Raw genomic sequence first — 25,710 nt, 5'->3', positions numbered from 1 at the left:
GCGGAGACGTGACGGTGGTGTAGAATACTGTATAAAAACACAGTATTCAATATGAACACGCCATCGACCGCCGTGGGACTGCCGGAATATGCCGAGCTGTTCTGCCTTTCTAATTTTTCCTTCCTGCAGGGGGCTTCCCATGCGCAGGAGCTGGTGGCGCGCGCGGTGCAGCTGGATTATGCGGCGCTGGCAATAACGGATGAGTGCTCGCTGGCTGGTGTGGTACGGGCGCATGCGGAGGCGAAGGCAGCCAAGTTCCCGCTCATCATCGGCAGCTATTTCCAGCTGACGCATCCGGATGGTACGCCGGCGCTGTCGTTTGTGGCGCTGGCGCAAAACCGTGAAGGCTACGGCAATCTGTGCGAGCTGATTACGATAGGACGCAACCGGGTGGCCAAGGGCAGTTATCTGCTCACGCCGGCCGATCTGGCGTCGCCGCCGGCGGAGTTCGCGCACCTGCAGGGCCTGCCGGATTGCCTGCTGATACTGCTGCCGCAATATCCTTCGCACACGGCCAGGGATGTCGACCGGCTGCACGCCCAGGCGGCGTGGATGGAGGCGACGTTTCCGGGCCGGGTGTGGATGGGCTTGAACCTGCTGCAGCGCGCATTCGATGAGGCGCACCGGCTGAGCATTGCGGAGGTGGCGTCGCAGCATCAGATGGCGGTGGCGGCGGTGGGCCATGTGTGCATGCACGTGCGCTCGCGCAAGCCCCTGCAGGATACGATGACGGCCATCAGTCTCGGCAAGGCAGTCGGGGATTGCGGCTACGCGCTGGCGCAGAATGCCGAGCAACACTTGCGCTCGCGGATGCGGCTGGCGAACATCTATCCGCGCGCCGCGCTGGCGGAAACGGTACGCATTGCCGGGCAGTGCAAATTCAATCTGGACGAGCTCAAGTACGAATATCCGAAAGAGCTGATCCCACCCGGCCATACGCCCGCCAGTTACTTGCGGCAGGAAGTGGAGAAGGGCGTCCTGGTTCGCTGGTTTGCCGGCGCATCGGAGAAAGTGCGCAAGCAAATTGAAACAGAGCTGGCGCTGATTGCCGACCTTGAATATGAAGCCTACTTTTTGACCGTGTATGACATCGTCAAGTTTGCGCGTGGCGAGGGCATCCTGTGCCAGGGCAGGGGATCGGCGGCCAACTCGGTGGTGTGCTATTGCCTGGGTATTACCGAGGTTGACCCGGAACGCAGCAAGATGTTGACAGGCCGTTTTATCTCCAAGGAACGCAACGAACCGCCGGACATCGACGTTGACTTCGAACACCAGCGGCGCGAGGAGGTGATTCAGTACATCTACAAGAAATACGGCCAAGACCGTGCTGCGCTGGCAGCGGTGGTCATCAGCTATCGTCCCAAGAGCGCGCTGCGCGACAGCGGCAAGGCGGTCGGCGTGGATCTGGCGATTGTGGAGAAGGTCTGCAAGTCGCAGCGTTGGTTCGATAGCCGCCATGACCTGCTGGGCCGGATGGCGGAATGCGGGCTTGATCCGGCATCGCAAATCGCCCAGCAGTGGGCGGCGCTGGCGTTTGCGCTGCTGGGCTTGCCCCGCCACTTGTCGCAGCATCCAGGCGGCTTCGTGATCTCGCACAGCAAGCTGACGCGGCTGGTGCCGATCGAGGCGGCCACCATGGAAAACCGCTACGTCATCCAGTGGGACAAGGACGATCTCGAAGAACTCGGCCTGATGAAGGTGGACGTGCTGGCGCTGGGCATGCTGTCTGCACTGCGACGCGCGCTGGACTTGCTGAGCAAGCAGCGCGGTGCACGTTTCCGCATGCAGGATATTCCCTCCGAGGACGCCGAGACTTACGGCATGATCTGCGAGGCTGACACCATCGGCGTATTCCAGATCGAGTCGCGCGCACAGATGAGCATGCTGCCGCGCCTGCGGCCCAAGACCTTCTACGATCTGGTGATCGAGGTGGCCATCGTGCGGCCGGGGCCGATCGAGGGTGGCATGGTCCATCCCTACCTGAAACGCCGCATGGGCAAGGAGCCGGTCAACTTTCCGCCGCGTCTGGAAGAGGCGCTGGGCCGCACGCTGGGCGTGCCCATCTTCCAGGAACAGGTGATGCAGATTGCCCAGATTGCCGCCGGCTTTACGGAGGGCGAATCCGATCAGCTGCGCCGCGCCATGGCCGCGTGGAAGCGCAAGGGCGGCGTCGACAAATACGAGCAGCGCATCAAGGATGGCATGCGCGAGCGCGGCTACGACGATGATTTCGCCGACGCGATTTGCCGGCAGATTCAGGGCTTTGGCGAATACGGTTTTCCCGAGTCGCATTCGGCCAGCTTTGCGCTGCTGAGCTATGCCAGTTCCTGGATCAAATGCCATGAGCCGGCAGCGTTCCTGTGTGCGCTGCTGAACAGTCAGCCGATGGGCTTTTACAGTCCCTCGCAGCTGGTGCAGGACGCCAGGCGGCACGGTGTGGTGGTGCGCGAAATTGATGTCACCATCAGCGGCTGGGATTCCTCATTGGAGGAACCCGCCGGCAAACGCGGCCAGCCGGCAGTGCGCCTGGGCTTGTCGCTGTTGAGCGGGATGAACGCCAAGGCTGCAGAGCGGATTGAACAGGCGCGGGCACAGCAGCCGTTTGCCAGTGTGGCCGATCTGGCGCGGCGCGCAGACCTGGACCGCCATGCCTTGCATGCGCTGGCGGGGGGCGATGCGCTGAGCCAGCTGGCCGGCCATCGCCGTACGGCGCTGTGGCAAGCGGTCGGGGCGGTGCCGGACAAGGATTTGCTGCGGCCGACCATGCCGGACGAGGAGACGCCTGCCTTGCAAGCGCCGAGCGAAGGCGAGGATATTCTGGGCGATTACCGCTCGCATGGTCTCAGCCTGCGCCGCCATCCGGTCGCGCTGCTGCGCGCCACCTTGCTCAAGCACCGCTTCATGCCGGCGGAAATCCTCAACACCTACACCAACAATATGGTGGCGCGCGCGTGCGGCATGGTGACGGTGCGGCAACGGCCGGGCACGGCCAAGGGTGTGATTTTCATGACACTGGAAGATGAAACCGGCAACGTCAACGTCATCATCTGGCCGGCGTTGCTGGAGCAGCAGCGGCGCGAGGTGCTGAGTGCGCCGCTGCTCGGGGTGTATGGGGTGTGGCAGCAGGAGGGCATGGTGCGCCACCTGGTTGCCAAGCGGCTGGTCGACATGTCCCACTTGCTGGGACGGCTGCCGACCGTCAGCCGGGATTTCTGTTAGCGCGGTCTGCGGCGCAAATGTACCGCCACCATCGATTCGTGCCCGTCAGTCCAACCGCTGAGCATGACGGGCATGCCTTCCTTTAGACGCTCAGGACGGCGCAGAAAGTTACGGTACAACCAATGAGTTGCCAGACCGGCTATGCCGACCAGCACGAGGATGGCGGCAAACATTATCGTGCTCCGAGGTCGCTGCGGACGCCGCCGCTGGTGCCGTAGTAGCTATGCACCTGGCTGGCCCAGGTCTGGTTGGCCATGTCCGGCCAGTGGTCCTTGTCGAAGCCTGGGGCGGCCTCGATGCGTTCCTTGTCGAGGTTCAGCGTGAAGCGTTTGTTGACGGTGTCCAGCGTCAACGCTTCCCATGGCACGGCAAACAGCTTTTCGCCGATGGTCAGCACGCCGCCCGATGCCATCACGGCGTAGGCGATTTTCCCGGTGTGCATGTCCAGCATGATCTCTTTGATCTCGCCCAGGTGCTCGTTTTTGAGGTTGTGGACGTGGTCGCCAATCAGGGTGTCGGCGCCCATCAGCTCGGGGCCGGGGCCTTTGTGGCCGTTGTCCACGTACATGCCATATTGATCACGATCTTCGTAGCTCATCACGGATCTCCTTTGATTAATGAGTTGTCATTTTGTTCTTTTATGCAAGCCGAGTCTGTACGCTGATGCACATGGAAGGTGAAGAATTGGCCGTTTTAGGGTATAATTTCAATTTCCCGCATGTGCCGTTCGGCACCTTCCGCAATGACCAAATTTGTCTTCGTCACCGGCGGCGTCGTGTCTTCCCTGGGTAAAGGGATCGCCGCTGCTTCCCTCGCTGCGATCCTTGAATCGCGCGGCCTCAAAGTCACCATGCTCAAGCTGGACCCGTACATCAACGTGGACCCTGGCACGATGTCCCCAATGCAACACGGTGAAGTGTTCGTCACTGACGACGGCGCTGAAACCGATCTGGACCTCGGCCACTACGAGCGCTTCATCAGCACCCGCATGAAGAAGGTGAACAACTTCACCACCGGCCAGATCTACGAATCGGTGATCCGCAAGGAGCGCCGTGGCGAATACCTGGGCAAAACCGTGCAGGTGATTCCGCACATCACCAACGAAATCCAGGACTACATCCGCCGTGGCGCGGAAGGTTATGACGTCGCCCTGTGCGAAATCGGCGGCACCGTGGGCGACATCGAATCGCTGCCGTTCCTGGAAGCGGCTCGTCAGCTGAGCCTGCGCGCTGGCCGCAAGAACGCCGCGTTCGTGCACCTGACGCTGGTGCCGTACATTGCTTCCGCTGGCGAACTGAAAACCAAGCCGACCCAGCACTCGGTACAGAAGCTGCGCGAAATCGGCATCTCGCCCAACGCGCTGCTGTGCCGCGCCGACCGCCCGATCCCTGACGACGAGCGCGCCAAGATCTCGCTGTTCTCCAACATCGAAGAGCAGGCCGTGATTTCGGTATGGGACGTCGACACCATCTACAAAGTGCCGCAGATGCTGCACGACCAGGGCCTGGACACCATCATCTGCGAAGCGCTGGACATCAACCCGGCCCCAGCCGACCTGTCGGTCTGGACCAAGCTGATCTACACGCAAGAGCATCCGAAGCAGGAAGTGTCGATCGGCATGGTCGGCAAGTATGTGGAACTGACCGAGTCGTACAAGTCGCTGACTGAAGCGCTGCGCCACGCCGGCATCCATACCGAATCCAAGGTCAACATCGAGTACATCGATTCGGAAGAGATCGAAACCATCGGCTGCGCCTCGCTGGCCAAGTACGATGCGATCCTGGTACCGGGCGGCTTCGGCAAGCGCGGCGTGGAAGGCAAGATCATGGCCGCGCGCTTCGCCCGTGAAAACAAGATCCCTTACCTGGGCATCTGCCTGGGCATGCAAGTGGCGCTGATCGAATACGCGCGCCACAAGGCCGGTCTGAGCGAAGCGAACTCGACCGAGTTCGACCTGGGCACGCCACAGCCAGTGGTCGCCCTGATCGACGAATGGCAAGGCCAGGACGGCAAGGTTGAAAAACGCGACGAGAATTCCGATCTGGGCGGCACCATGCGCCTGGGCGCGCAAACCTGCGCCATCAAGCCAGGCACGCTGGCCTCGGAAATCTACGGCGCGGTGGTGACCGAGCGTCACCGTCACCGCTACGAAGCCAACAACCACTACCTGCCACGCGTGGAAGCGGCCGGCCTGGTGGTGGCGGCCCGTACGCCGACCGAAGACCTGTGCGAAATCATGGAACTGCCGCGCAGCGGCGACAACGCGCACCCATGGTATATGGGCGTGCAGTACCACCCGGAATTCAAATCCACCCCGCGTGATGGCCACCCGCTGTTCACGTCTTACATCAAGGCAGCGCTGGCCCACAAGGCTGCGAGCGGTGCCCCTGAACTGCAAGGAGAGGCGGCATGAAACTGTGCGGATTCGACGTAGGCCTGGACCAACCGTTCTTTCTGATTTCCGGTAACTGTGTCGTCGAATCGCGCCAGATGGCGTTCGACACCGCCGGCACGCTGAAAGACATCACCACCGAGCTGGGCATTCCGTTCATCTTCAAGGCGTCGTTCGACAAGGCCAACCGTTCCTCGGGCAAGTCCTACCGTGGCCCTGGCCGCGAACAGGGCCTGGAGATCCTGGCCGCCGTCAAGCGCGAGTTGGGCGTGCCGGTGCTGACCGACGTGCACTCGATCGAAGACATCGAAGTCGCATCGAAAGTCGTCGACGTGCTGCAGACCCCGGCCTTCCTGTGCCGCCAGACTGATTTCATCATCGCCTGCGCACAGTCCGGCCTGCCGGTCAACATCAAGAAGGGCCAGTTCCTGGCGCCGCACGACATGAAGAACGTCATCGACAAAGCCCGCGCTGCCGCCAAGGAAGCCGGTCTCATCGAAGACAACTTCATGGCCTGTGAGCGTGGCGCCTCGTTCGGCTACAACAATCTGGTGTCCGACATGCGCTCGCTGGCCATCATGCGCGAAACCGGTGCGCCGGTCGTGTTTGATGCCACCCACTCGGTGCAGCTGCCAGGCGGTAATGGCACGTCGTCGGGCGGTATGCGTGAAATGGTGCCGGTGCTGTCGCGTGCGGCAGTGGCGGTCGGCGTCGACGGCCTGTTCATGGAAACCCATCCCAACCCTGCAGAAGCACTGTCGGACGGCCCCAACGCCGTTCCGCTGGGCAAAATGAAGGACTTGCTGTCCGTTCTGATCGAGCTGGACCGCATTACCAAAAAAGCTGGCTTCCTGGAGAACAGCTTCAACTAAAGCAGCCTACCCGGTGTAGAGAATTTAGCAATCTTGTCTGCACCGGGTACAATTCCCGTTATCCTTGTTCGCAACGCGCGTAAAGACGCGGCGCGACTCCGTATCGCCTAACTTTGGAGAATGACATGAGTGCTATTGTTGATATTATCGGCCGTGAAGTAATCGATTCGCGCGGCAATCCAACCGTCGAATGCGACGTGCTGCTGGAATCGGGCGTGATGGGCCGCGCTGCGGTACCGTCGGGCGCCTCGACCGGTTCGCGCGAAGCGATCGAACTGCGTGACGGCGATCCGAAGCGTTACTTCGGCAAGGGCGTACTGAAAGCCTGCGAAAACATCAACACCGAAATCTCGGAAGCCATCATGGGCCTGGACGCCAATGAGCAAGCGTTCCTGGACCGCACTCTGATCGACCTGGACGGTACCGAAAACAAGGCACGCCTGGGCGCCAACGCCATGCTGGCGGTATCGATGGCGGTGGCCAAAGCCGCTGCGGAAGAAGCCGGCCTGCCGCTGTACCGCTACTTCGGCGGTTCGGGCGCGATGCAGCTGCCAGTGCCGATGATGAACGTGATCAACGGCGGCGCACACGCCGACAACAACCTGGACATCCAGGAATTCATGATCATTCCCGTGGGCGCACCGTCGTTCAAGGAAGCCGTCCGTTACGGCGCGGAAGTGTTCCACACGCTGAAAAAGATCCTGCACAAGAAGGGCCTGAACACCAACGTCGGCGACGAAGGCGGTTTTGCTCCTTCGCTGGCCAACCACGAAGAAGCGATCAAGCTGATCATTGAAGCGATCGAGCAAGCCGGCTACGAGCCAGGCACCCAGATCGCGATTGGCCTGGACTGCGCCGCGTCGGAATTCTACAAAGACGGCAAATACGAACTGGAAGGCGAAGGCCTGTCGCTGACCGCGACCGAGTTCACCAACCTGCTGGCGACCTGGTGCGACAAGTACCCGATCATCTCGATCGAAGACGCGATGCACGAAGGCGACTGGGAAGGCTGGGCGATCCTGACCAAGGAACTAGGCAAGAAAGTGCAACTGGTCGGCGACGACCTGTACGTCACCAACACCAAGATCCTGAAAGAAGGCATCCAGAAGGGCATCGCCAACTCGATCCTGATCAAGATTAACCAGATCGGCACCCTGACCGAAACCTTCGCCGCCATCGAAATGGCCAAGCGCGCCGGCTACACCGCCGTGATCTCGCACCGTTCGGGCGAAACCGAAGATTCGACCATCGCCGATATCGCGGTTGGCCTGAACGCCCTGCAGATCAAGACCGGCTCGATGTCGCGTTCGGACCGCATGGCCAAGTACAACCAGCTGCTGCGCATCGAAGAAGATCTGGGCGACATCGCTTCCTACCCAGGCCGCGATGCGTTCTATAATCTGAAGTAACACCGCAAATGCGGCCGGAATCATCCGGCCGCTGTTTGATTTTTCTTGAGATATGCGTCTGATTACCCTCGCACTGGCATGCCTGCTGTTGCTGATCCAGTACCCGCTTTGGCTGGGGAAGGGCGGCTGGCTGCGCGTGGCGGACTTTGAAGCCCAGGTCAACGAGGCGCACCGGAAAAATGCGGAGCTGATCGCCCGCAACGCCAAGCTCGACTCCGAAGTGCGCGACCTCAAGGACGGCACCGGCGCGGTCGAGGAACGGGCTCGCTACGAGCTCAGCATGATCAAGCAGAACGAGATTTTCATTCAAATCGTCGGCAAGGGCCAGGCTGCTGCTCTTGCACCGCTGGCGCCCAAGCCAGCTGAATCTCCCGAACACTGAGTTCCATCATGAAGCGACGCGCTGGCATATTGCTGATGTTGGCCGTGGCCGTTGCCGCACCAGCAGTGCAGGCCGCCGGCTGCATCCCGGTGCGCGTGGGCTATATGGACCAGAACCGTCCGCCGTACTGGCTGGGCGAAGGTGACAAGGTGCCCGATCCGCCGGGCGCTGCCGTCGATCTCATCAGCGATGCCGTCAAGGGCGCAGGTTTTGGCTGTACGCCCGTGTGGGTGCGCCTGCCCGTCGCGCGCCTGAAAGTGGCGCTGGCCAACGGCGATATCGACCTGGCGCCGCTGGCGGAACTGAGCTACTACCCCGCCGAGATTGCACTGCCGCGCGACAAGGTCGGCAATATCGATCTGGAACGTGCGCTACATAACCAGGTGCTGGTGCTGGTTCGCACCCGTGACAAGCTGCCGGCCGCGACCAATCCCATGCAATACTTTCGCGGCAAGACGCTGGGTATCCCGCAAGGCAACGGCTATGCCGCGCGCCTGCGCGAAGCCGGCCTGACGCTCGATGACGGCGGCCGCGATCTGGACCGCAATATCGAAAAGCTCAAGCTGGGCCGCGTGGATGGCGTGGTGGTGGCGGCGGTGGCGCCGGCCCATCTCAAGGAAACACTGGCCAGGTATAAAGGCGAAATCGAACAACTGCCGCAGCCGCTACTCAACATCCGCGTCTGGCTGGCGTTCAACGACAGCTTTTACCGCGCCCACCCCAAACAGAGCGAAGCCCTGTGGACCTGGCTGGACAAAAACCGCGGCCGCCTCGGCTACGTGATGCAACGCTACCGCAAGGACTGAACCATGAAACACATCAGCGCCATCAGCCTGTTTGTTGAAGACCTGCCGGCGGCAAAGGCGTTTTATCTCGACGTGTTCGAGGTGCCGGTGGCCTACGAAGACGACAACTGCACGGTCGTCAAATTCGAGAACCTGCTCATCAACCTGCTGCAGATTGCCCATGCGCCGGAGATCATCGCGCCGGGTACGGTGGCGGCGCGTGACGTCGGTTCGCGCTTCCAGTTGAGCATCTGGGTGCCGGATGTGCAGGCAGTCTACGAACGCCTGAGGCAGCGCGGCATCGCCGTCAACGGCCCGCTGGACCGGCCATGGGGACTGCGCACGATTAACTTTGTCGATCCGGCTGGCCACAGCTGGGAAGTCGGCCAGCAACTGGAATCCTGATGCTGCATTTCTGATCGATCCAGAAGGTCATCGTATCGAAGCAGTCATCAACCGTCCTGTCAGCTAAAATAAGCTCCCTGGTTTTATCCGAGTCTGGTTTGAGAGCTTTATTCCTTGCCTTATTGCTGGCGGCGGGCAGCACGTACGCCGTGGAGCCGGCCCTGTCGGCAGCTGATACCTTGAGCGCGGTGCAGCGCGTGAAACCTGTCACGCCTCAGACGAGCGGCCCCAATGTCCTGCGCGCGCAGGTGCTGCTGGACCGCGCGCACTTTTCCCCTGGCGAGATGGATGCAGCTTACGGCAGCAATATGCGCCAGGCCATACGCGGTTTCCAGAAGCTGCGCCAGTTGCCGGTAAGCGGCAACATCGATGCCGCCACGTGGACCGAACTTGAGCGCGACGATGCGCCCGTGCTGGCGGTCTATACGCTGACGGCGCAGGATGTCGCCGGACCCTATGCGCCGGTGCCGCCGGATATGGCGGGCAAGGCCAAACTCGCCACGCTGGGCTATGCCAGCCTGGCCGAAGCCTTGGGCGAGCGCTTTCATTGCAGCCCGGAGCTGCTGCGCCGGCTCAATCCCGGCCGCAGCATGAAGCGCGCAGGCGAGCAATTGCTGGTGCCGAATGTGGCCATCATCAAGCCGCTGCCGAAAGCCGCCTCGCTGCTGGTCGATGCGAAAGAGGGCACGCTGACTCTGCTGGATGCGGGCGGCATGCCGTTTGCCCAGTTCCCGGCCAGCACCGGCAGTCAGCACGACCCGCTGCCGCAAGGGCGCTGGCAGGTGCGCGGCGTCGCCACCAATCCTGAATACCGCTACAACCCCAAGCTGTTCTGGGACGCCAAGGCGGGCGACACCAAGGCCCGTATCGCCGCCGGGCCCAACAACCCGGTGGGCCTGGCGTGGATCGATCTCAGCATCGAGCACTACGGCATCCATGGCACGCCCGAGCCGGGCAAAATCGGCAAGACCCAGTCCCATGGCTGCGTACGCCTGACCAACTGGGATGTCATGCAGGTGGTGCATGCGGTAAGCCGCGGCGCATCGGTTTTAATGCAAGCTTAGTGACATTTCAATAGATTTCCCTGTGGAAAAATTTCGTAGAATGCGGCGAATATTTTTTACCAAGGAAGTATCGTGAAATCTACTGAGCAGGAGGCCAGCGCTGTCATCTCGACGCTGGATGAGCGTTCGCCGGAATATGGCTGGAATGTGGCCAAGGCGCAGAAGTGGCTGCTGCTGGCCGTCCTGCTGGAACTGGCCAGCGTGGTGCCAGTGCTGGGATGGCCGTTCTATGTGGTTGGTGTCCTCATGTCCTACTGGGCTGTGTACAACATGGGCGATGCGCTGCAAGCCCATGAGGATGGTTTCGCGGTGAGTGGCGGCAGCAAGTGGCTGTTCTTCCTGTGGTTGCCCTACATCGGTTTCATCGCCCTGTTTGTACTCAACCACAAGGCCACCAAATTCCTTCGCGCGGCGGGATATTCGGTCGGTTTGTTTGGCGCGCGCCGCAAGAAAAACGCATGAAGCCAGCGCTACTCATCATATTGCTGCTGACCGCCACGGCGAGCCAGGCCCAGGTTTATAAATGGGTCGATGCCAAGGGTGTGGTGCATTACACCGACAACAAATTTGAAGCGGGCGATGCGCCCATCACCAAGCTCAAGCCGAACACGCCGCCTGCCAAACCGGTGCCTGAAGGCGTTACGTGGCAGGAGCGCGATGCGGAATTCAGCCGTCTGCAGCAGCACAAGCTGATGGCTCCTGCATACCGTCCTCGCCAGCTGCAAGCATCCAACTGTCTGCCGGACGCGCGCACCGTTTGCCGCTAGAATGCGCCGATGGGCCTGACGGCCGCCAGTGAAGGAGCGGATGTGAAAACCATAGGATTGATAGGTGGCATGAGCTGGGAATCCACCGTGCCTTACTACCGTGAGGTCAACCAGACCATCAAGCGTGAACTGGGTGGGCTGCATTCCGCGAAAGTGGTGCTGTACAGCGTCGACTTTCATGAGGTCGAGCGCCTGCAGCATGCCGGCGACTGGGACGCTGCCGGCGCCATGATGGCCGATGCGGCGCGCGCTTTGCAGGCGGCAGGTGCGGATTTCATCGTGCTGTGCACGAACACCATGCACAAGGTGGCGCCAGCCATCGAAGCCGCCGTGCAGATTCCACTGTTCCACATCGCCGATCCCACCGCGCAGGCAATCCAGCGCGCCGGCCTGAACAGGGTCGGTCTGCTGGGTACGCGTTTCACCATGGAGCAGGCGTTCTACAAGGAGCGCTTGCGCGAGCAGCATGGCCTGGAAGTCGTGGTGCCGGAACAGGCCGACCGCGACATTGTCCACCGCATCATTTACGACGAGCTGTGCCTGGGCCGCATTGTTGATGCCTCGCGTGATGAATACCGCCGCATCATCGCCAGCCTGGTTGCGCAGGGCGCGCAAGCCATCATCCTGGGCTGCACCGAAATCTCGTTGCTGGTCGCGCAGCAGGATGCTGCCGTCCCGCTATTTGACACCACTTCCATCCACGCACGCAGTGCCGCTCTACAGGCCTTATTATGATCATCCCTTCCTTAATCGCCGCCGCCCTGACCTTTGCCGCACCAGAGCAGATGGCGCAAGCCGGTCATGTCTACAAGCAGGCCTATCAGCAGAAGGCCAACAACGGCCGCGCAATCTATGAATACACGGACAATAACGAAAGCGTGCAGAACTGGACCAGGCTGGTCACGCTGAACTACACGCCGCAATTGCGCGTCGACGCGCAGACATGGGCGAACGCGACCAGGAAAGCACTCGACGCCAACCCGGCCAAGCCTGCTCATCAGCTTGATGTGAAAGGGGCAAACGCCTACGCGCAAATGGTGTTTGAACCGGATGCCGCCAATCCAGAGTACGAAGCCAATGTCCAAAAGAGTTTCCATGTGGCCGATTGCGGCACCGTCATTTTGCAGTACGCCGTCAAGTACCCGAAAGGCAGCGACCTGACGACCATTAAAGCCGAGAATGCCAGGATAGCTGTCCAGCTTGAGCAAGACACGTGGCAGCCAGCCTGCCAATAACGGGCGGCAGCATGCGGGTGTGCCGCCTAAATTGTCATTCAGGCAGCTTATAATGATGGCTTCGCTTCTGCATCCGGCATGCCATGTTACGCTGCACCTTTCTTGTTTCTGCTTTGCTTGCCGCCACCTGTGCCGAGGCGGCGTGCGTGCCGGTACGCATAGGCTATATGGACCAGGACCGTCCGCCTTACTGGCTGGGCAACGGCAACGAAGTGGCAGAGCCGCCCGGCGCGGGCGTGGAGTATCTGCGCGCAGCAACCGCTGCTGTACTGCCGTGCCCGGTGCAGTGGGTGCGTTTGCCGCTGGCGCGTATGCGCAGTGCGCTGCAAAGCGGCGAGATTGATTTCGCGCCACTGGGCGACCGCATGGACTATCCGCCCGAGTACGCGCTGCCGCGCGACAGGAGCGGCGCGCCGGACCGCAGCCGTGCGCTGGCGACCAATGTCATCATGCTGGTGCGCAGCGCCGATCATTTGCCGGCCGATACCGATACGCCACGCTATTTCCAGGACCGTCTGATCGGCGTGCCGACCGGTGCGCCGTATGCGCCGTCGCTGCGCGCGGCGGGCTATAAAATTGACGAGGGCGGCCGCGACCTGGACCGCAATATCGGCAAGCTCAGACTCAAGCGTATCGATGGCGTGGCGCTCACCGTGGCCGCGCCCGGCGATATGGATTACGCTGTCGCCAGCCGCTACGGCAGCGAAGTGGTGCGCCTGCGCGTGCCGCTGGTGACGGCCCACATCTGGCTGGTGGCCAACCAGAATTACTATGTGGCGCACCGCGAGCAGGTCGAAGCCCTGTGGAACTGGATGGCAACGCACCAGGGCGAGCTGGGTGCGCTGCTCGGTAAATATTCCCGTAAATAACTGCATAGGAAAGTGTATGCCTGTTTCTTCCTACCTCAACACCACGCCGCAACTGGGCGAAGGTCTGTACTTGCATCCCTCGGCGCAGGTGATTGGCGATGTCACCGTCGGCACTGACTGCTCGATCTGGTGCAACACCGTGCTGCGTGGCGACGTCAACCGCATCGTCATCGGCAACTGCACCAATGTGCAGGACTTCGCCATGGGCCACGTCTCGCACAAGAATGCTGCCAAGCCGGACGGTTCGCCGCTCATCATTGGCGACTATGTGACCATCGGCCACCAGGCCATGCTGCACGGCTGCACCATCGGCAATGAGGTGCTGATCGGCATGGCTGCCATCATCATGGACGACGTGGTGGTGCAGGATCAGGTGATGGTGGGGGCGGGCAGCCTGGTACCGCCGGGCAAGGTGCTGGAGAGCGGCCACCTGTACGTGGGCCGTCCCGCCGCCAAGGTACGGGCGCTGACGCCGGAAGAAATCGCCTATCTGAAGTACTCGGCGGAACACTATGTCCGCGTCAAGAACAACTACCTACAGCCGGTAGGCTGACAGCCATTGCGTCGCCGCTGCGGCGGCGGCCTGGCAGTCCACTGCGGATGGCATGGGCAGGGCTACGGTAGCGCCCTGCAGGGCGCCGCGTCCGGTCTGCACGATCAGGCGCGGCGTGCCGGCGCCGGTTTCCGCCGTCACGCTGCGGAGCTCGGTCCATTTGTAGTGCGACACCTGGCCCTCCGGCCCGGGCGCATGCACATAGCGCAAGCCATCTTCATCGGCGCAAAAATATTCCACATGCTGCACCAGCGGATGGCTATGCATCAGCCACGCAAACGCCAGCGCGGCGCAGGTGCTGACCGCCAGCGGCCATAGCGCCGGTAGCAGCAACGCCAGCAGCAGCCCGCCCAGCGAGCACAGGGCGGCCACATAGAACGCCAGCGTGCGCTGGCGGTCGCCGGCGGCGTAGGGCATGGTCAGGGAAGTGGGTTCCATCCAAAGATTGTAGCGGATTGACCAATATTGATACCATTATCCCTTGTAAATGAGAATCATTATTGTTAAGATGCGCTTTTGCCAGCAATCGTCGTTTGTCCGAGAGCCAGCCGTTGAACTACTCTTTCTTGGATAACTATGGTCGCTACCCCTACGGGCGCACGGCACAAGGCCGCGCCTTTGTCTCTTCACGTCCAATCCGCGCTGCTGGTGATGCTGGGCGCAATTGCGCTGCCGGCCTTCGCTCAGGAAGCCAAAATCAGCAACGAGCTGTCGGAAATCCTGGTCCAGGCCAAGCGTGACGACGCCAGCACCAGCCGCAATGGCACCACGACCGTACTGAACAGCCGTCAGCTCGAGCGCAACAGCGCCATCGACCTGGCCAACATCGCGCGTTACTCGCCGCTGGTCAGCGTGCCAGCCGCAGCCAGTGGCGGCGCCAACATCTGGGATGGCTCGGGCAACACCGGCGTCAATGTGCGCGGCGTCGAAGGCAACCGCGTCAGCATGGAGCTGGACGGCATTGCGCTGCCGGACGCCGCCCCCAAACCGGACGGCACCACGCTGAACGGCTTCGGCATCGGCCGCGACTATTTTGACCCCGAGACCTTCCGCGAAGTGCGTATCGGTTCCGGCTCCAGCCCTGCCGGTGCGGGGACGCCAGGCCTGGGCGGTTCGGTGTCCTTCGTCACCAAAGCGCCGGAAGACTACCTGGACGGCAAGCGCAAGCTCTACGCCGACTACAAGTTCGGCTACACCTCGGACCACGCGATGCGGATGCATGCGGTGACCGCCGCCAGCGAACTGGGCGAAAACCTCAAAGGCCTGATCGTCGGCGTGCACCGCAGCGGCGAGAAAGCCAAAAGCCTGAGCAATGTGCCGCTGAATCCGGACGACTGGGATTCGGACGCCGTGCTGGCCAAGCTGAGCTGGACCATCGCCAAGGACCAGAAGCTGGGCTTCACCATCGACAGCTACAAGGCGCACCACGACCGCGTCTACAGCAACAAAACCGGCGTCTCCTATCCGGATGGCGCGGCCCAGAATTCCAACACCCAGCGTGACCGCTACAGCATCGAACACCAGTGGGCACCCACCGGCGTGGCGCTGTTCGACACGCTGGAAACCAAGTTCTACACGCAGAATGCCTCGGTGGTGGACCTGACCCACGCCAACTACGTCACCGGCGGCCAGCCGTACGTGCGCGACATCAGCACCGGCTACTACAACAGCAGCAAGGGTGTGGCGATGGACGCCAGCAAGCAGCTCAATCCGGGCAGCATGCTGAACTACGGCTTCACCTACGAGCAGCAGCAGAGCCGCCGCCCGTGGCGTGAAGACCGCACCGTGACCAAGACCGGCGCGCACCAGATCACCCAGAAGAACCGCATGGCGGACATGGACACCGACAAGTATGCGGCCTATGTGCGCGGCGAGTTCGGCTTCAACCTGGGCGGCTACCAGGCCACGCTGACGCCAGGCCTGCGCGCCGAACAGCGCAAGCTGACGCCGCAGAACCTGCAGAACTACGTGATTGCCGTGCCAGCCGCCGCCAAGGAAATCAAGGCAGAAACCGATTCCTTCCTGACGCCGAGCCTGAACCTGTCGGTGGAACTGGCGCCCAACTTCAACGCCTATGCGCAGTACTCGCGCGGCACCCGCCTGCCAAGCGCGGCCGAACGTACCGGCACCTATGATTCGTTCAGCTACACCGCCGCCGGCAATGCCTACGCCGTGCTGGGCAATATGGGCCTGCAAAAGGAAACCAGCAACGCCTTCGAGCTGGGCCTGAAAGGGGCGCCGACGCCGGGTGTGGAACTCAGCACGTCGGTGTTCCACACCAAGTACAGCAACTTCATAGAATATGTTGCGCAGCCGGCCGACCCGGTCAATTACCCGACCATCACCCAAGGCCTGTTCCGTCCCGAGAACGTGGGCCAGGCCAAGATCTACGGCCTGGAATTCGCCTCGCGCTTCGCGCTGGGCCAGTGGGTCCAGCCGCTCAAAGGCTATAGCATCAACCTGGCGGGCGGCGTCTCGAAAGGCACGGCCGACAATACCCAGACCAGCAAGCGCGCCGACCTGGCGTCGGTGCAGCCGTACAAGGCCAACGCCACCTTCGCCTATGACGATGAGCGTGGCGGCGCGGCCTTCACCGCCAGCACCGTGCGCGGCAAACGTGCGGCGGGCGATGTCATCAGCGGCACCACCACCACCATGTTTGCCGTACCGGGTTCCACCGTGTTCGATCTGACCGCGTACTGGAACATCAACCAACACGTCAGCCTCAGCGGCGGTGTGTATAACCTGAGCGACAAGAAGTACTGGGACTACGCCTCGTCGCGCAGCCTCGCCGCCGCCACCAGTGCCGCCTCGCTGGCGGACATTGAACGTCAAGCTCGCCCAGGCCGTAACTATGCCTTCAACCTCAAAGTGATTTACTAAGGAGCTAGCCATGAAACCCCACCATCGATTTGCCCTGGCGCTGACCGGCGCCTTGCTGATCTCCGCTCTGCCGGCGGGTGCAGCCAGTCTGGCGGAGCGCTACGATGCGCTGCGCACCGAGCAACCCAAGCTGGCGCTGCGCGACGCCGCTGCCAAGCTGAACGTGTCGGAAGCGGAACTGCTGGCGTCCACCGGCATCGGCAAGACCGTGATCCGCCTGCAGGAAGGCGATAACGTGCCGCGCGAAATCATGCGCCGTGCGCTGGACCTGGGCAAGGTCATGGCGCTGACCCGCAACGAGAACGGCGTGATTGAACGCACCGGCGTGGCGATGCGCCTGAAACCGCAGGAAGAAATCACCGGCCTGGACGCGGACAAGGAAAAGGAACGCGAAGCGCGCATGCGTAACATCGCCGGCGGCTACCTGGGCGGCGAGATCGACCTGCGCTTCACCTTCAAGAACTGGAAGTATGCGTTTGCGGTAGCCCAGCCAGGCAAGGACGGCGTCGTCTCGCGCAGCCTGCAGTTCTTCGACCAGAGCGGCAATGCCGCGCACAAGCTGTACGTGAAGAGCGATGAAGGCGTGGCCGTGTTCGACAAGATCGTGGCCGACTTCCGCAACCCGGAGCAAAGCGCCGAGCTGAAAGTGGCGGCGGCGCCGGTCAGGCCGGCGGAAAAGCCGGACAGCACGATCGACGTCAAGGAATACCAGATGGCGTGGAATGAGCTCAACGATGTGCACCAGTTCAACCGCCTGGTGACGGAATTCGGCATGTCGCGCGAGCAGTCGCTGCGCCTGGGACCGCCGGACAAGGTGCAGCGCATCACGCCGCAAGCGGTGCGCCAGCTGCTGGAAGAGTCGGCCAAGCAGAAGCTCGACATCATGGCCTTCCTGGGCAATGACGCGACGATCCAGATCTACAGCGGCAAGGTCGGCAAGGTACAGGAAGCGGGCGGCTACTTCAACGTGCTGGACCCGGAGTTCAACCTGCACCTGCGCGACAAGGCCTTCCATAGCGGCTACGTCATCAAGCGCGCCGGTGTGACGTCGGTGGAGTTCTTCGACCACAACGGCGAACTGGTGGTGAGCTTCTTCGGCGTGCGCGAACGTAACAAGCCACAGCCTCAAAGCTGGAACGACATGACGGCAGCGCTGCCGAAAGCGGCAGACGCCAGCCGTCAAGCCAGCCGCTAAATCGTCAGGCTCCTCTCTGCTGGCCGCCGACGGGATCGCACAAATCGTGGGTCCAGTCGGCGGCCAGTGTCATGATGGCGTGCAGATGTTTCTGTCCTTGCAGACCGCTGCGCATGGTGTCGCAAAACGCCATGGCCATGGCATGACGCTGGCGGCCTTTGGCGGTAGCAGGCAAGTGGCCGTCACAAGGCAGCACGAAATTGCCGTCGCTGCGGCGTTGGGCGCCAAGCTCGCACCACAAGGCATCGTAGTCGGCGTGCACCTTGCCTTGCCGGATGGCGCTATGCACGGGGCGATTGCCATTACCGACCAGCAGCATGCTGCGGCAGCCATGGTCGCGTCCCCATTGTTCCACCAGCTTGACCATCAGGCTCTTGGGCCGCAAACCGTCCAGGTCGCGCGTGGCTGCGCGTACCCGTGCCTGGCGGTCGCCATAGTTGGGGCCTTGCACGCAGGCCAGACCGACCTGCATCTGCATGCCGTCGCGCAGGAAGCAGAACGCGGCGGAGTACAGCAGGCCTTCGTTGTCCAGCAGTTGCAGCACCAGTTCGCCTTCACGTTCGAGTGCGCTGATGGCGCATAGCTGCATCACATAGGCGGTGCCGGACTTTCCCTTGACGCTGCCCAGGTGCAGCGGCCCTCTTGCGGCACGCCGCACGATACTGCCCAGGCCTTGCGCGGCAATGAAACGGTAATGTGCCGTCAGCACATCGATGCGCTGCGCATGCGTCAGCGTGGTGCTGAAGTAGGGGCGGTAGATTTTGTGTACCAGCCGGGGCTGGGTGCGCAGCAGCTCCGTCAGCAGCGGCTGCGCCGACAGTTGCGTCAGCCACGCATGCGTGGCCGCGCGATGCCAATGTGCGCGGGCGTAGAGTTTGACCCACTCGCGCAACCAGACCAGACCGCTGTAACCAGACAGTCCGGCGCTCAGTGCAATCGGCTCAATAGAGGTAACTGACATAGAAGCCGCCGGCGGGGCTGGTTTTGCGCTTGGTCAGCGGACTCTTGGAGGCGTCGCGCAGCAGGGTGTTGGCGCCGGCCAGCGCGGTCACACTCCACTGGTTGCTGAATTTGTGCTGCCAGGTCAGCATGAGGTTGGCTTCGTACAGGCCGGACTTGGGCGTGAAGGCCTTGAAGTTGGAGGTGAGCGCCTGCTGGGCCGTGACACCGTGGTAGGTTTGCGCGTATTTGCTGTCGGCAAAGCCGGCGCCGGCCGACAGCGACAGCGTGTCATTGCGGCCATCCAGCAACTGCGCGGTGATGCCGGTGTGGATGGTCTTGCCATTTTCGCGCTGCGACAGCGGAACGTCGGCGCTGACGTTGAATTCCAGGATAGGCAGGGGCTTGATGCCGATGCTGACGATGGCGCTGGCGTTGCCCTTGACGTCGCCCATGCCTTTCAGTTCTTCACTGCCATTGTTGCCGAACAGGGCTTTTTCATTCTTTTCCTTGCGTTCGCCGCGATAGCCCAGCGCCGTGCTATAGGTAAAAGGACCAGCCTGGTAACCGTAGCCGACACCGCGCAGCGAGCTGGCGAAAAATCCGCTGGCGTGGGTGTAGTCCAGCACGATCACGGGCGAGACCACATTGCGGTCGGAGCCGGCGTAGCGCGGACCGGCGCCGATGCCGCCGCCAACGGCAAACTGGCCATCCGGTTCGGCGGCGCAGGCGCTGGCGGCACTCAGCAGGCAGACGGCGCCGAGCATCAGGGAAGGGTGCTTCTTCATAGTTTATCCATTTCAAGATAGAACCGGTGCCACATCGGCCCGGTTGACTGCGTGCAGTATTAACAACTGCCATGAAGACTCCCTGAGCTTTTGATGAAGAAAACATGAAGAGGGCGGCTTTAGCTGATCTTCAGATTGCCGTGCTTTAATAGCGCCATGAAAATTCTACTGATAGAAGACGACCTCGACCTGGGCAACGGCGTGCGGATCGCCTTGACCGAGCAGGGCATGGACGTGGTGTGGGTGCGGACGCTGGACGACGCCAGCCGCAGCCTGGACAGCGACGGCTGCGACCTGGTGCTGCTGGACCTGGGACTGCCGGACGGCGATGGCCTGCAACTGCTGGCCAGGCTGCGCCGCAACCGTGCGCAGGGCGACGCGGCGGTCGGGCTGCCGGTGCTGATCCTGAGCGCACGCGACTCCGTCAACGACCGCCTGAGCGGACTCGATGGCGGCGCGGACGACTATCTGGTCAAGCCGTTTGTGCTGGCCGAGCTGCTGTCGCGCGTGCGGGCTTTGGCGCGGCGTAGCTATGGCTTCGATGGCGAGACCATCGAAATACGCGGCCTGAGCCTGCATGCGCCAACGCGGCGCGTCAGCGTCGGCGGCCGTGCCACTGATCTCACCGCCAGCGAATACGCGCTGCTGAAAATGCTGATGATGCGCGCCGACCGCGTACTGACGCGGCGCGTGCTGGAAGAGCAGACGCTGCCGGGTAGCCAGACCAACGCCTCCAATTCGCTGGACGTGCACATGGCCAATCTGCGGCGCAAGATCGGCGACGGCTATATCCGCACCGTGCGCGGCGTCGGTTATGTGATTGATCTGCAGGTGCCGGGCGGCGCGCCATGAATGCCTTAAAGCGCTGCTGGCGCGTGCTGGTCGAGCCGACGCTGGTGCGCCGCATGATGGTGGCCCAGGTGCTGCTGGTGCTGCTGATGTGGAGCGGCGTCATTGCCATCATCCTGCATCAGGGCGGCGATACCTCATCCTATCTGAACGCGTCAAAGACCGGCGAGACGGTGCTGGCCGTGGCCGATAACCTGGCGGACCGCCCTGAGCAGCAGCATGCGACACTGTCGCTCATCGACAGCGCCCTGCGCGAGCAGTTCGACGACAGTGGCCTGCCGGATCTGGGACCGGTGCTGCTGGTCTGGGAGGGCGGGCGGCTGGTGTATGCGACACCGGGGGCGCCCACCAATTTGCAGCCCGATCCTGACCATGGCCTGGAAACCATGTATATCAAGGGCGAGCGGTTTCGCGGCCGGGCCTTTCGTGCGGCGAAGACCGGCACGGTGGTGATGTTTGCCGCGCCGGTGGCCTGGTTTAACTTATTCCTGACGATTAATTCACGTGGCTTTTTCCTGGCGCCGTTGCTGATCAGCTTGCCGCTACTGCCATTGCCGGCGTGGCTGTCGATCCGGCTGGCGATGCGGCCATGGCGGCAGGTGGCGCAGGAAGTCGCGGCGCGCGGGCCGGCGGACCTGACGCCGCTGACCTCCAAGACACCGCATCGCGAACTGGCGGCCATGGTGGACAGCATCAACGCCTTGCTGCAACGGGTCGGCCAGAGTGCGCAGCGCGAGCGCAGCTTCATTGCCGACGCCGCGCATGAATTGCGCACACCGTTGGCCGCCATGCGCGTGCATGCGGAAGCGCTGCAGGGGCAGACCGGCCATCCGGTGCAGCGCGAACTGTTAAAGGGCATCCTCAGCAGCGGCAACCGCGCCGGGCGCCTGGTCGGGCAATTGCTGCAACTGATGCGCAGCGACGCCACCGACAGCGAGCCGCACGCCGACGTCGCGCTGGACGCGCTGGTGCAGGACCGGCTGGCGATGCTGTCGATGCTGGCCTCGCGCAACAACGTCGAACTCGAGCTCACGGTGGCCGAGCCGGTGTGCATCATGGGGCAGCGCGAAAGCCTGGTGTCACTGATCGACAACCTGGTCGAGAACGCCATCAAATACAGCCCGAAAGACGGCGTGGTACGCGTCAGCGTGACCGGCACGGCAGGTGCGGCGACATTATCGGTGGAAGACCAGGGACCTGGCATAGCGCCCGAACTGCGTGAACGCGTATTCGACCGCTTCTTCCGCGATCCCCAGCAAACCCAGAGCGGCAGCGGCCTGGGCCTGGCCATCGCCGCCGCCGTCGCCGCCAGCCACAACGGCCAGATCCACCTCGACGATGCCGAAGGCGGCGGCCTGCGCGCCACGGTCCAACTCCGGGGTCAGGTCCGCCAATTGAACACGAGCCCAGCCGTAGCGTGACCTACAGATGGGCTCGTGTAGAAATGACGGACCTGACCCCGGAGTTCAGGCAAGGGCGGCGCGGCCCAGGGCGGGGTCGTCGGTGAAGAGGCCGTCGATGCCGGCGGCGATGTAGCGTTTGATTTCGGCGATGGAGCCCGCTTCGTTGCGGGCGGCGTCGCCTGCGCTGTTGCGGAAGTCGGCCGCCAGGAAGTGGTTCTCCGGACGGAAGGTCCACGGCTCGACGCGCAGGCCGGCTTGGTGGGCGTCTTGCACCAGCGACGACGGCTGGTCCAGCGTGCCGTCTTTTTTCAGCGGGATGATGCTGCGCGTTGGCGGTGCGACGACGTCGGCGTACTGGGCGATGTCGCGCAGGCCTGCTGGCGTGCACATCTGGGCAAACGTCAGTGTGCCGCCGGCGGCGGCCACGTCCATCGGCCGCACGTTCTCACCGATCACCAGCTGCATCAGGCGCAGGTTGGCACGGCGGCCCAGCTTGCCGCGCAGGTATTTCAGGTTGGCGATTTCGAACGACTGGATTTCCACCGGGTTGCGGCGGGTGTAGTCGTGCGCGCCCAGGATGGACAGGAAGCGGTCTTCCAGCGGCAGGCCGACGCTGGCAAAGTAGGTCGAGTGCTTGAGCTCGGGCACGATGCCGATGATGCGGCCGCGCGCGGCCGATTCCGCCGCCACGAAGTCGATGATTTCTTCAAACGTCAGCACCTGGAACATGCCGTTGTACTGCGCGCTGCCGGGACGGTATTGCGGAATGCGTTCGATGGCGCGCAGGGTTTTCAGTTCGGCCAGCGTGAAGTCGTCTACGAACCAGCCTTCGTGCGTTTCGCCGTCGATGGTTTTGCGCGTCTTGCGGCTGGCAAATTCGGGATGGCTGGCGATGTCGGTGGTTTCGCTCAGGAAGGCTTCGTGGCGCGCCACCAGCGCGCCGTCCTTGGTGCTGACCAGGTCGGGTTCGATATAGTCGGCGTCATCGGCAATCGCTTTGGCGTAGGAGGCCAGTGTGTGCTCGGGACGCAGCGCGCTGGCGCCACGGTGACCGAACACCAGCGGACGGCCATTGCCGGCGCCCACCGGTGCGATGCCCGGCAGGCCGGACAGGTCGGCGGGCGGCAGCGCTGGCGACATGCCCGCTGCCAGCACTGACGCTGCGGGCAGCAGCAGCGAGGCGCCGGCAGCCGCAGCTGCCGTCTGGATGAAGCCGCGGCGTGACAGCCGCGCAGGCAAGATCAGTTTGTTCATCAGAAGTCTGCCATCAAAGTCAGGAAGCCCTGGCGCGGTGCGATCGGGAAGGTGTTGTAGGTGCCGCTGGCAGCGCCTACCACCACGTTCAGGTCGCCCTTGCGGTCGGTCAGGTTGGTGATGTTCAGGCGGTAGCGTGCGTTCTTGAGCCAGCCACCGTTCAGGAACGGCAGTTTACCCGAAACGCTGAGGCTGGTCAGGAAGTAGCTCGATACTTCCAGGTCGTTGGTGTAGGTGGCGTAGCGCTTGCCGACGTAGTCGCCGATGAGCTGGAATTCGGTGTCGGCAACGTTGGCGGTGGCGACGAATTTGTCCATCCACTCCGGGCTGCCTGGTACTTTTTTGCCGGAGGTCAGCACGGTGTCTTTGCCACTCACGTAGTTGTTGTCATACTTGGACTGGTTGTACGACAGCGCGTTGTACAGCGAGAAGTTGCGGCCGAAGTGCACGGTGCCGGACAGGTCGACGCCATCGGTCTTGACGCTGCCGACGTTGGTCAGCACGGCCAGGTTGCCGCCGATAATCGACGAGATCACCGAGGTCGGGCTGATTTGCAGCAGGCGGTCTTTGAAGTCGACGTGGTAGACGTTGATCTGGCCATCAATCGCGGTCACGCCGCCCAGGTCCAGCTTGTGGCTGGTGCGTACGCCGGCTTCGTAGGTGATCGAGGTTTCCGGCTTGGCGGTGCTCTTGAACAGGTCAAACGCGCCCTGGCTCGACAAGCTCCATGGCGACGCGCCGCCACCACCGTAGGTGACGAACTGGCGCATGTTTTTCTGCACGTTGAAGAAGGCCTGGTCTTGCGCGGTGATGTCCCAACGGCCGCCGATCTGCGGCAGGAACCATTTCTTGGTGATGATCTCGCCCACTGGCAGCGCGGTCGAGTTGGCAATCGCGCCGTTCTTCGGCTGGACCGGGAACTGGCCATCGGCAAATTGCAGGCTGGATTTGAAGCCGGCCTGCAGTGCCAGGTCGGGACGCACGCGCCATTCATCCTGCAGGTGCAGCTGGGCGACCTTGTTGTCGATCTCGCTGCCGTACTGGGTAATCAGCGGATTGCCTGGACGGTCGTACGGCGAGCTTGGATTGTTGACGTCCAGCGCGTACCAGCGGCGGTAGGCCGACGAGCGGTTGTGCTCGAGCCACAGGCCGCCTTGCAGCTTGTGATCGCCGATTTCGGTGGTCAGCGTCGACAGCCAGCCGTTGCGGTTGATCGCATATTCGGTGGTGCGGGTGGCAAAGCCCGAGTTGCCGAACACCTGTTTCAGGTTCTGGCCCGGGAAGTAGACCGCGAACAGGGCCGGCAGGCCGGCCACGCCGATCGGACCGGCCACCACGCCGACGCCGTCATCATTGTGGTAGTAGATCTGGTTGGACCAGGTGGTGTTTTCGCCGAGGTTCATGTCGAACTTGGCGTAGGTCAGGTAGTCGGTACGCTGGGCGTCGCTGTAGTAGTTGCGGTAGTTGTTGCCGTCGGCTGCAGGCGTGCCGCCGGTGGCCGACAGGTAGGACAGTGCCTGCTGGAAGTTCGGGTACATGAACGGACGGGTGTACGGCTGGTATTTCTCGCTGGCCGAACGCACGGTGCTATCTTCATTCGGTTCGATCTTGTCCGAGTACGCGACGTACAGGGTCAGCTTGCCCAGGCTGCTGTTATTGATGAATTTGGCGTTGATCTGGTCGCCGCCCTGGCGGCCGGCGAAGTCCCAGGCTTTCTGTTCGTGGTGCACGCCGGAGATGTAGGCGCTGTTGCCGTCGCCGAAGTTACCGGTATCAAAGCGGACAAAAGTACGTGAGGTCTTGTAGCTGCCCACGGTCTGCTGCACGGCCACGTTGCGGTTTGGCAGCGGGTTGCTGGAGAAGGTCTCGATGGTGCCGCCCAGGTTGCTGGTCGAAGCGGTCGACAGGTCGCCGGCGCCCGAGGACAGGATCACGCTGCCGACGTTTTCGCTGGTGATGGCGCGCTGTGGCGACAGGCCGTTGTAGTTGCCGTATTGCTGGTCGCCCAGTGGTACGCCGTCCATGGTGTAGCCCAGCTGCTGGCCGCTGAAGCCGTGGATGAACAGTGACAGGTTTTGCTCGTTATTGCCCCATGGGTCGGCGGTCTGGAAGCTGACGCCGGGCAGGGTTTGCAGCGCCTTGAGCGGGTTGATGCCCGGCAGGATCTTCTGCATTTCCAGCTTCCCCAGCTCTACAGAGGAACGGGTCTTGCGGGTAGCGACTTCAACGGTCGCGATCGGCGCCGCAGCAGCTGCCTCGATTTCCGGCGCGGTTTCAACGGCTGGGGCATCGGCCATGTCGGCGACGGCGGCAGCAACGTTGGCGGCCATGGCCAGCATGGGGAGGCTCAGCGCGGCGAAGCACACGGCGGATAATTTCTTGTTCATGTTTTGTCCAGATGGTGGGATGAATAACGCTGCGCATCATAGGTCTCAAGTGTTACCGGA

At 62.5% G+C, this 25,710-nt stretch carries 25 protein-coding genes; 18 read left to right on the top strand and 7 right to left on the bottom strand.

Going from position 1 to position 25,710, the window contains the following annotated elements; genetic code table 11:
- The first annotated feature begins 51 nt into the window (after positions 1-51).
- The gene (locus BUA36_RS03120) at positions 52-3,219 is read left to right on the top strand and encodes an error-prone DNA polymerase (protein ID WP_072781232.1); all 3,168 of its coding nucleotides are present in this window, start codon (positions 52-54) and stop codon (positions 3,217-3,219) included.
- On the opposite strand, the gene BUA36_RS30635 is transcribed toward BUA36_RS03120, so the two are convergent.
- Together BUA36_RS30635 and BUA36_RS03115 are read right to left on the bottom strand one after the other, a co-directional pair.
- The gene (locus tag BUA36_RS30635; RefSeq protein WP_161075847.1) at positions 3,216-3,392 is read right to left on the bottom strand and encodes a hypothetical protein; all 177 of its coding nucleotides are present in this window, start codon (positions 3,390-3,392) and stop codon (positions 3,216-3,218) included. The two genes, BUA36_RS03120 and BUA36_RS30635, sit on opposite strands and share 4 nt — an antisense overlap.
- Positions 3,392-3,817: a PRC-barrel domain-containing protein gene (locus BUA36_RS03115; protein WP_072781230.1), complete on the bottom strand. Its 426-nt coding sequence runs from the start codon at positions 3,815-3,817 to the stop codon at positions 3,392-3,394. The genes BUA36_RS30635 and BUA36_RS03115 overlap by 1 nt, the downstream gene beginning before the upstream one ends.
- Before the next feature lie 144 nt (positions 3,818-3,961).
- Between BUA36_RS03115 and pyrG the strand changes: the two genes are divergently transcribed.
- From pyrG to BUA36_RS03050, 13 genes are all read left to right on the top strand, one after another.
- Positions 3,962-5,632, top strand: a complete 1,671-nt coding sequence (pyrG, locus tag BUA36_RS03110) for a CTP synthase (protein WP_072781228.1) — start codon at positions 3,962-3,964, stop codon at positions 5,630-5,632.
- Positions 5,629-6,483, top strand: coding sequence for a 3-deoxy-8-phosphooctulonate synthase (gene kdsA / locus BUA36_RS03105; protein ID WP_072781227.1), 855 nt, complete (start codon positions 5,629-5,631; stop codon positions 6,481-6,483). The genes pyrG and kdsA overlap by 4 nt, the downstream gene beginning before the upstream one ends.
- A 125-nt stretch (positions 6,484-6,608) precedes the next feature.
- Entirely contained in the window at positions 6,609-7,892 is a 1,284-nt protein-coding gene (gene eno / locus BUA36_RS03100) for a phosphopyruvate hydratase (protein WP_072781225.1), read from the top strand.
- A 52-nt stretch (positions 7,893-7,944) separates the two neighbouring features.
- On the top strand, positions 7,945-8,274 hold the full coding sequence (gene ftsB, locus BUA36_RS03095; RefSeq protein WP_072781224.1) for a cell division protein FtsB: 330 nt from the start codon (positions 7,945-7,947) through the stop codon (positions 8,272-8,274).
- A gap of 8 nt (positions 8,275-8,282) precedes the next feature.
- A complete protein-coding gene (locus BUA36_RS03090; protein ID WP_072781222.1) occupies positions 8,283-9,080 on the top strand; it encodes a transporter substrate-binding domain-containing protein in 798 nt (265 codons plus the stop codon).
- Between the two features lie 3 nt (positions 9,081-9,083).
- A complete protein-coding gene (locus BUA36_RS03085) occupies positions 9,084-9,464 on the top strand; it encodes a VOC family protein (RefSeq protein ID WP_072781220.1) in 381 nt (126 codons plus the stop codon).
- A 98-nt stretch (positions 9,465-9,562) separates the two neighbouring features.
- Complete coding sequence (locus tag BUA36_RS03080) at positions 9,563-10,528, top strand: L,D-transpeptidase family protein (RefSeq protein WP_072781219.1); 966 nt, start codon at positions 9,563-9,565, stop codon at positions 10,526-10,528.
- 72 nt (positions 10,529-10,600) lie between these two features.
- Complete coding sequence (locus tag BUA36_RS03075; RefSeq protein WP_072781217.1) at positions 10,601-10,990, top strand: hypothetical protein; 390 nt, start codon at positions 10,601-10,603, stop codon at positions 10,988-10,990.
- Positions 10,987-11,295, top strand: coding sequence for a DUF4124 domain-containing protein (locus tag BUA36_RS03070; protein WP_072781216.1), 309 nt, complete (start codon positions 10,987-10,989; stop codon positions 11,293-11,295). The genes BUA36_RS03075 and BUA36_RS03070 overlap by 4 nt, the downstream gene beginning before the upstream one ends.
- 42 nt (positions 11,296-11,337) lie before the next feature.
- Complete coding sequence (locus BUA36_RS03065) at positions 11,338-12,030, top strand: aspartate/glutamate racemase family protein (RefSeq protein ID WP_072781568.1); 693 nt, start codon at positions 11,338-11,340, stop codon at positions 12,028-12,030.
- Positions 12,027-12,530 (top strand): HI_0983 family protein, encoded by a 504-nt coding sequence (locus BUA36_RS03060; protein WP_072781214.1) that lies wholly within the window; start codon positions 12,027-12,029, stop codon positions 12,528-12,530. The genes BUA36_RS03065 and BUA36_RS03060 overlap by 4 nt, the downstream gene beginning before the upstream one ends.
- Positions 12,531-12,676: 146 nt before the next feature.
- Positions 12,677-13,399 (top strand): transporter substrate-binding domain-containing protein, encoded by a 723-nt coding sequence (locus tag BUA36_RS31660; RefSeq protein ID WP_139260331.1) that lies wholly within the window; start codon positions 12,677-12,679, stop codon positions 13,397-13,399.
- 16 nt (positions 13,400-13,415) lie between these two features.
- Positions 13,416-13,952, top strand: coding sequence for a gamma carbonic anhydrase family protein (locus BUA36_RS03050; RefSeq protein ID WP_072781211.1), 537 nt, complete (start codon positions 13,416-13,418; stop codon positions 13,950-13,952).
- Here BUA36_RS03050 and BUA36_RS03045 read toward each other — a convergent pair.
- Entirely contained in the window at positions 13,935-14,390 is a 456-nt protein-coding gene (locus BUA36_RS03045; protein WP_139260330.1) for a hypothetical protein, read from the bottom strand. The genes BUA36_RS03050 and BUA36_RS03045 overlap by 18 nt on opposite strands.
- Before the next feature lie 180 nt (positions 14,391-14,570).
- On the opposite strand from BUA36_RS03045, the gene BUA36_RS03040 reads away from it, so the two are divergent.
- Together BUA36_RS03040 and BUA36_RS03035 are read left to right on the top strand one after the other, a co-directional pair.
- Positions 14,571-16,835 (top strand): TonB-dependent receptor domain-containing protein, encoded by a 2,265-nt coding sequence (locus BUA36_RS03040; protein WP_229255591.1) that lies wholly within the window; start codon positions 14,571-14,573, stop codon positions 16,833-16,835.
- Positions 16,836-16,845: 10 nt separating this feature from the next.
- Complete coding sequence (locus BUA36_RS03035; protein WP_072781206.1) at positions 16,846-18,030, top strand: hemin-degrading factor; 1,185 nt, start codon at positions 16,846-16,848, stop codon at positions 18,028-18,030.
- A 4-nt stretch (positions 18,031-18,034) separates the two neighbouring features.
- On the opposite strand, the gene BUA36_RS03030 is transcribed toward BUA36_RS03035, so the two are convergent.
- Positions 18,035-18,991, bottom strand: a complete 957-nt coding sequence (locus tag BUA36_RS03030) for a DUF535 family protein (RefSeq protein ID WP_084559955.1) — start codon at positions 18,989-18,991, stop codon at positions 18,035-18,037.
- Positions 18,972-19,757 carry a MipA/OmpV family protein gene (locus BUA36_RS03025; RefSeq protein WP_072781203.1) on the bottom strand — a complete coding sequence of 262 codons (786 nt, stop codon included), beginning with the start codon at positions 19,755-19,757 and terminating at the stop codon, positions 18,972-18,974. Before BUA36_RS03025 ends, BUA36_RS03030 begins: the two co-directional genes overlap by 20 nt.
- A 156-nt stretch (positions 19,758-19,913) precedes the next feature.
- Between BUA36_RS03025 and BUA36_RS03020 the strand changes: the two genes are divergently transcribed.
- The gene (locus BUA36_RS03020) at positions 19,914-20,609 is read left to right on the top strand and encodes a response regulator (RefSeq protein WP_072781201.1); all 696 of its coding nucleotides are present in this window, start codon (positions 19,914-19,916) and stop codon (positions 20,607-20,609) included.
- Positions 20,606-22,027, top strand: coding sequence for a sensor histidine kinase (locus BUA36_RS03015; protein ID WP_072781200.1), 1,422 nt, complete (start codon positions 20,606-20,608; stop codon positions 22,025-22,027). The genes BUA36_RS03020 and BUA36_RS03015 overlap by 4 nt, the downstream gene beginning before the upstream one ends.
- Before the next feature lie 45 nt (positions 22,028-22,072).
- Here the strand turns inward: BUA36_RS03015 and BUA36_RS03010 are convergent, their stop codons facing one another.
- Positions 22,073-23,263: a glycerophosphodiester phosphodiesterase gene (locus BUA36_RS03010; protein ID WP_072781198.1), complete on the bottom strand. Its 1,191-nt coding sequence runs from the start codon at positions 23,261-23,263 to the stop codon at positions 22,073-22,075.
- A complete protein-coding gene (locus BUA36_RS03005; protein WP_072781197.1) occupies positions 23,263-25,650 on the bottom strand; it encodes a TonB-dependent receptor in 2,388 nt (795 codons plus the stop codon). The genes BUA36_RS03010 and BUA36_RS03005 overlap by 1 nt, the downstream gene beginning before the upstream one ends.
- Positions 25,651-25,710: the final 60 nt, after the last annotated feature.

The sequence above is a fragment of the Duganella sacchari genome, assembly GCF_900143065.1.
Lineage (GTDB): Bacteria > Pseudomonadota > Gammaproteobacteria > Burkholderiales > Burkholderiaceae_D > Rugamonas > Rugamonas sacchari.
This window is presented reverse-complemented; position numbering and strand designations above follow the sequence as displayed.

Coding starts and splice junctions, on each gene's coding strand:
- BUA36_RS03010 (WP_072781198.1), bottom strand. CDS start 23,263: ATGAACAAACTGATCTTGCCTGCGCGGCTGTCACGCCGCGGCTTCATC.
- eno (WP_072781225.1), top strand. CDS start 6,609: ATGAGTGCTATTGTTGATATTATCGGCCGTGAAGTAATCGATTCGCGC.
- BUA36_RS03045 (WP_139260330.1), bottom strand. CDS start 14,390: ATGGAACCCACTTCCCTGACCATGCCCTACGCCGCCGGCGACCGCCAG.
- BUA36_RS03015 (WP_072781200.1), top strand. CDS start 20,606: ATGAATGCCTTAAAGCGCTGCTGGCGCGTGCTGGTCGAGCCGACGCTG.
- pyrG (WP_072781228.1), top strand. CDS start 3,962: ATGACCAAATTTGTCTTCGTCACCGGCGGCGTCGTGTCTTCCCTGGGT.
- BUA36_RS30635 (WP_161075847.1), bottom strand. CDS start 3,392: ATGTTTGCCGCCATCCTCGTGCTGGTCGGCATAGCCGGTCTGGCAACT.
- BUA36_RS03035 (WP_072781206.1), top strand. CDS start 16,846: ATGAAACCCCACCATCGATTTGCCCTGGCGCTGACCGGCGCCTTGCTG.
- BUA36_RS03085 (WP_072781220.1), top strand. CDS start 9,084: ATGAAACACATCAGCGCCATCAGCCTGTTTGTTGAAGACCTGCCGGCG.
- BUA36_RS03070 (WP_072781216.1), top strand. CDS start 10,987: ATGAAGCCAGCGCTACTCATCATATTGCTGCTGACCGCCACGGCGAGC.
- BUA36_RS03030 (WP_084559955.1), bottom strand. CDS start 18,991: ATGTCAGTTACCTCTATTGAGCCGATTGCACTGAGCGCCGGACTGTCT.
- BUA36_RS03115 (WP_072781230.1), bottom strand. CDS start 3,817: ATGAGCTACGAAGATCGTGATCAATATGGCATGTACGTGGACAACGGC.
- BUA36_RS03090 (WP_072781222.1), top strand. CDS start 8,283: ATGAAGCGACGCGCTGGCATATTGCTGATGTTGGCCGTGGCCGTTGCC.
- BUA36_RS03050 (WP_072781211.1), top strand. CDS start 13,416: ATGCCTGTTTCTTCCTACCTCAACACCACGCCGCAACTGGGCGAAGGT.
- BUA36_RS03120 (WP_072781232.1), top strand. CDS start 52: ATGAACACGCCATCGACCGCCGTGGGACTGCCGGAATATGCCGAGCTG.
- kdsA (WP_072781227.1), top strand. CDS start 5,629: ATGAAACTGTGCGGATTCGACGTAGGCCTGGACCAACCGTTCTTTCTG.
- ftsB (WP_072781224.1), top strand. CDS start 7,945: ATGCGTCTGATTACCCTCGCACTGGCATGCCTGCTGTTGCTGATCCAG.
- BUA36_RS03005 (WP_072781197.1), bottom strand. CDS start 25,650: ATGAACAAGAAATTATCCGCCGTGTGCTTCGCCGCGCTGAGCCTCCCC.
- BUA36_RS03020 (WP_072781201.1), top strand. CDS start 19,914: ATGAAAATTCTACTGATAGAAGACGACCTCGACCTGGGCAACGGCGTG.
- BUA36_RS03025 (WP_072781203.1), bottom strand. CDS start 19,757: ATGAAGAAGCACCCTTCCCTGATGCTCGGCGCCGTCTGCCTGCTGAGT.
- BUA36_RS03060 (WP_072781214.1), top strand. CDS start 12,027: ATGATCATCCCTTCCTTAATCGCCGCCGCCCTGACCTTTGCCGCACCA.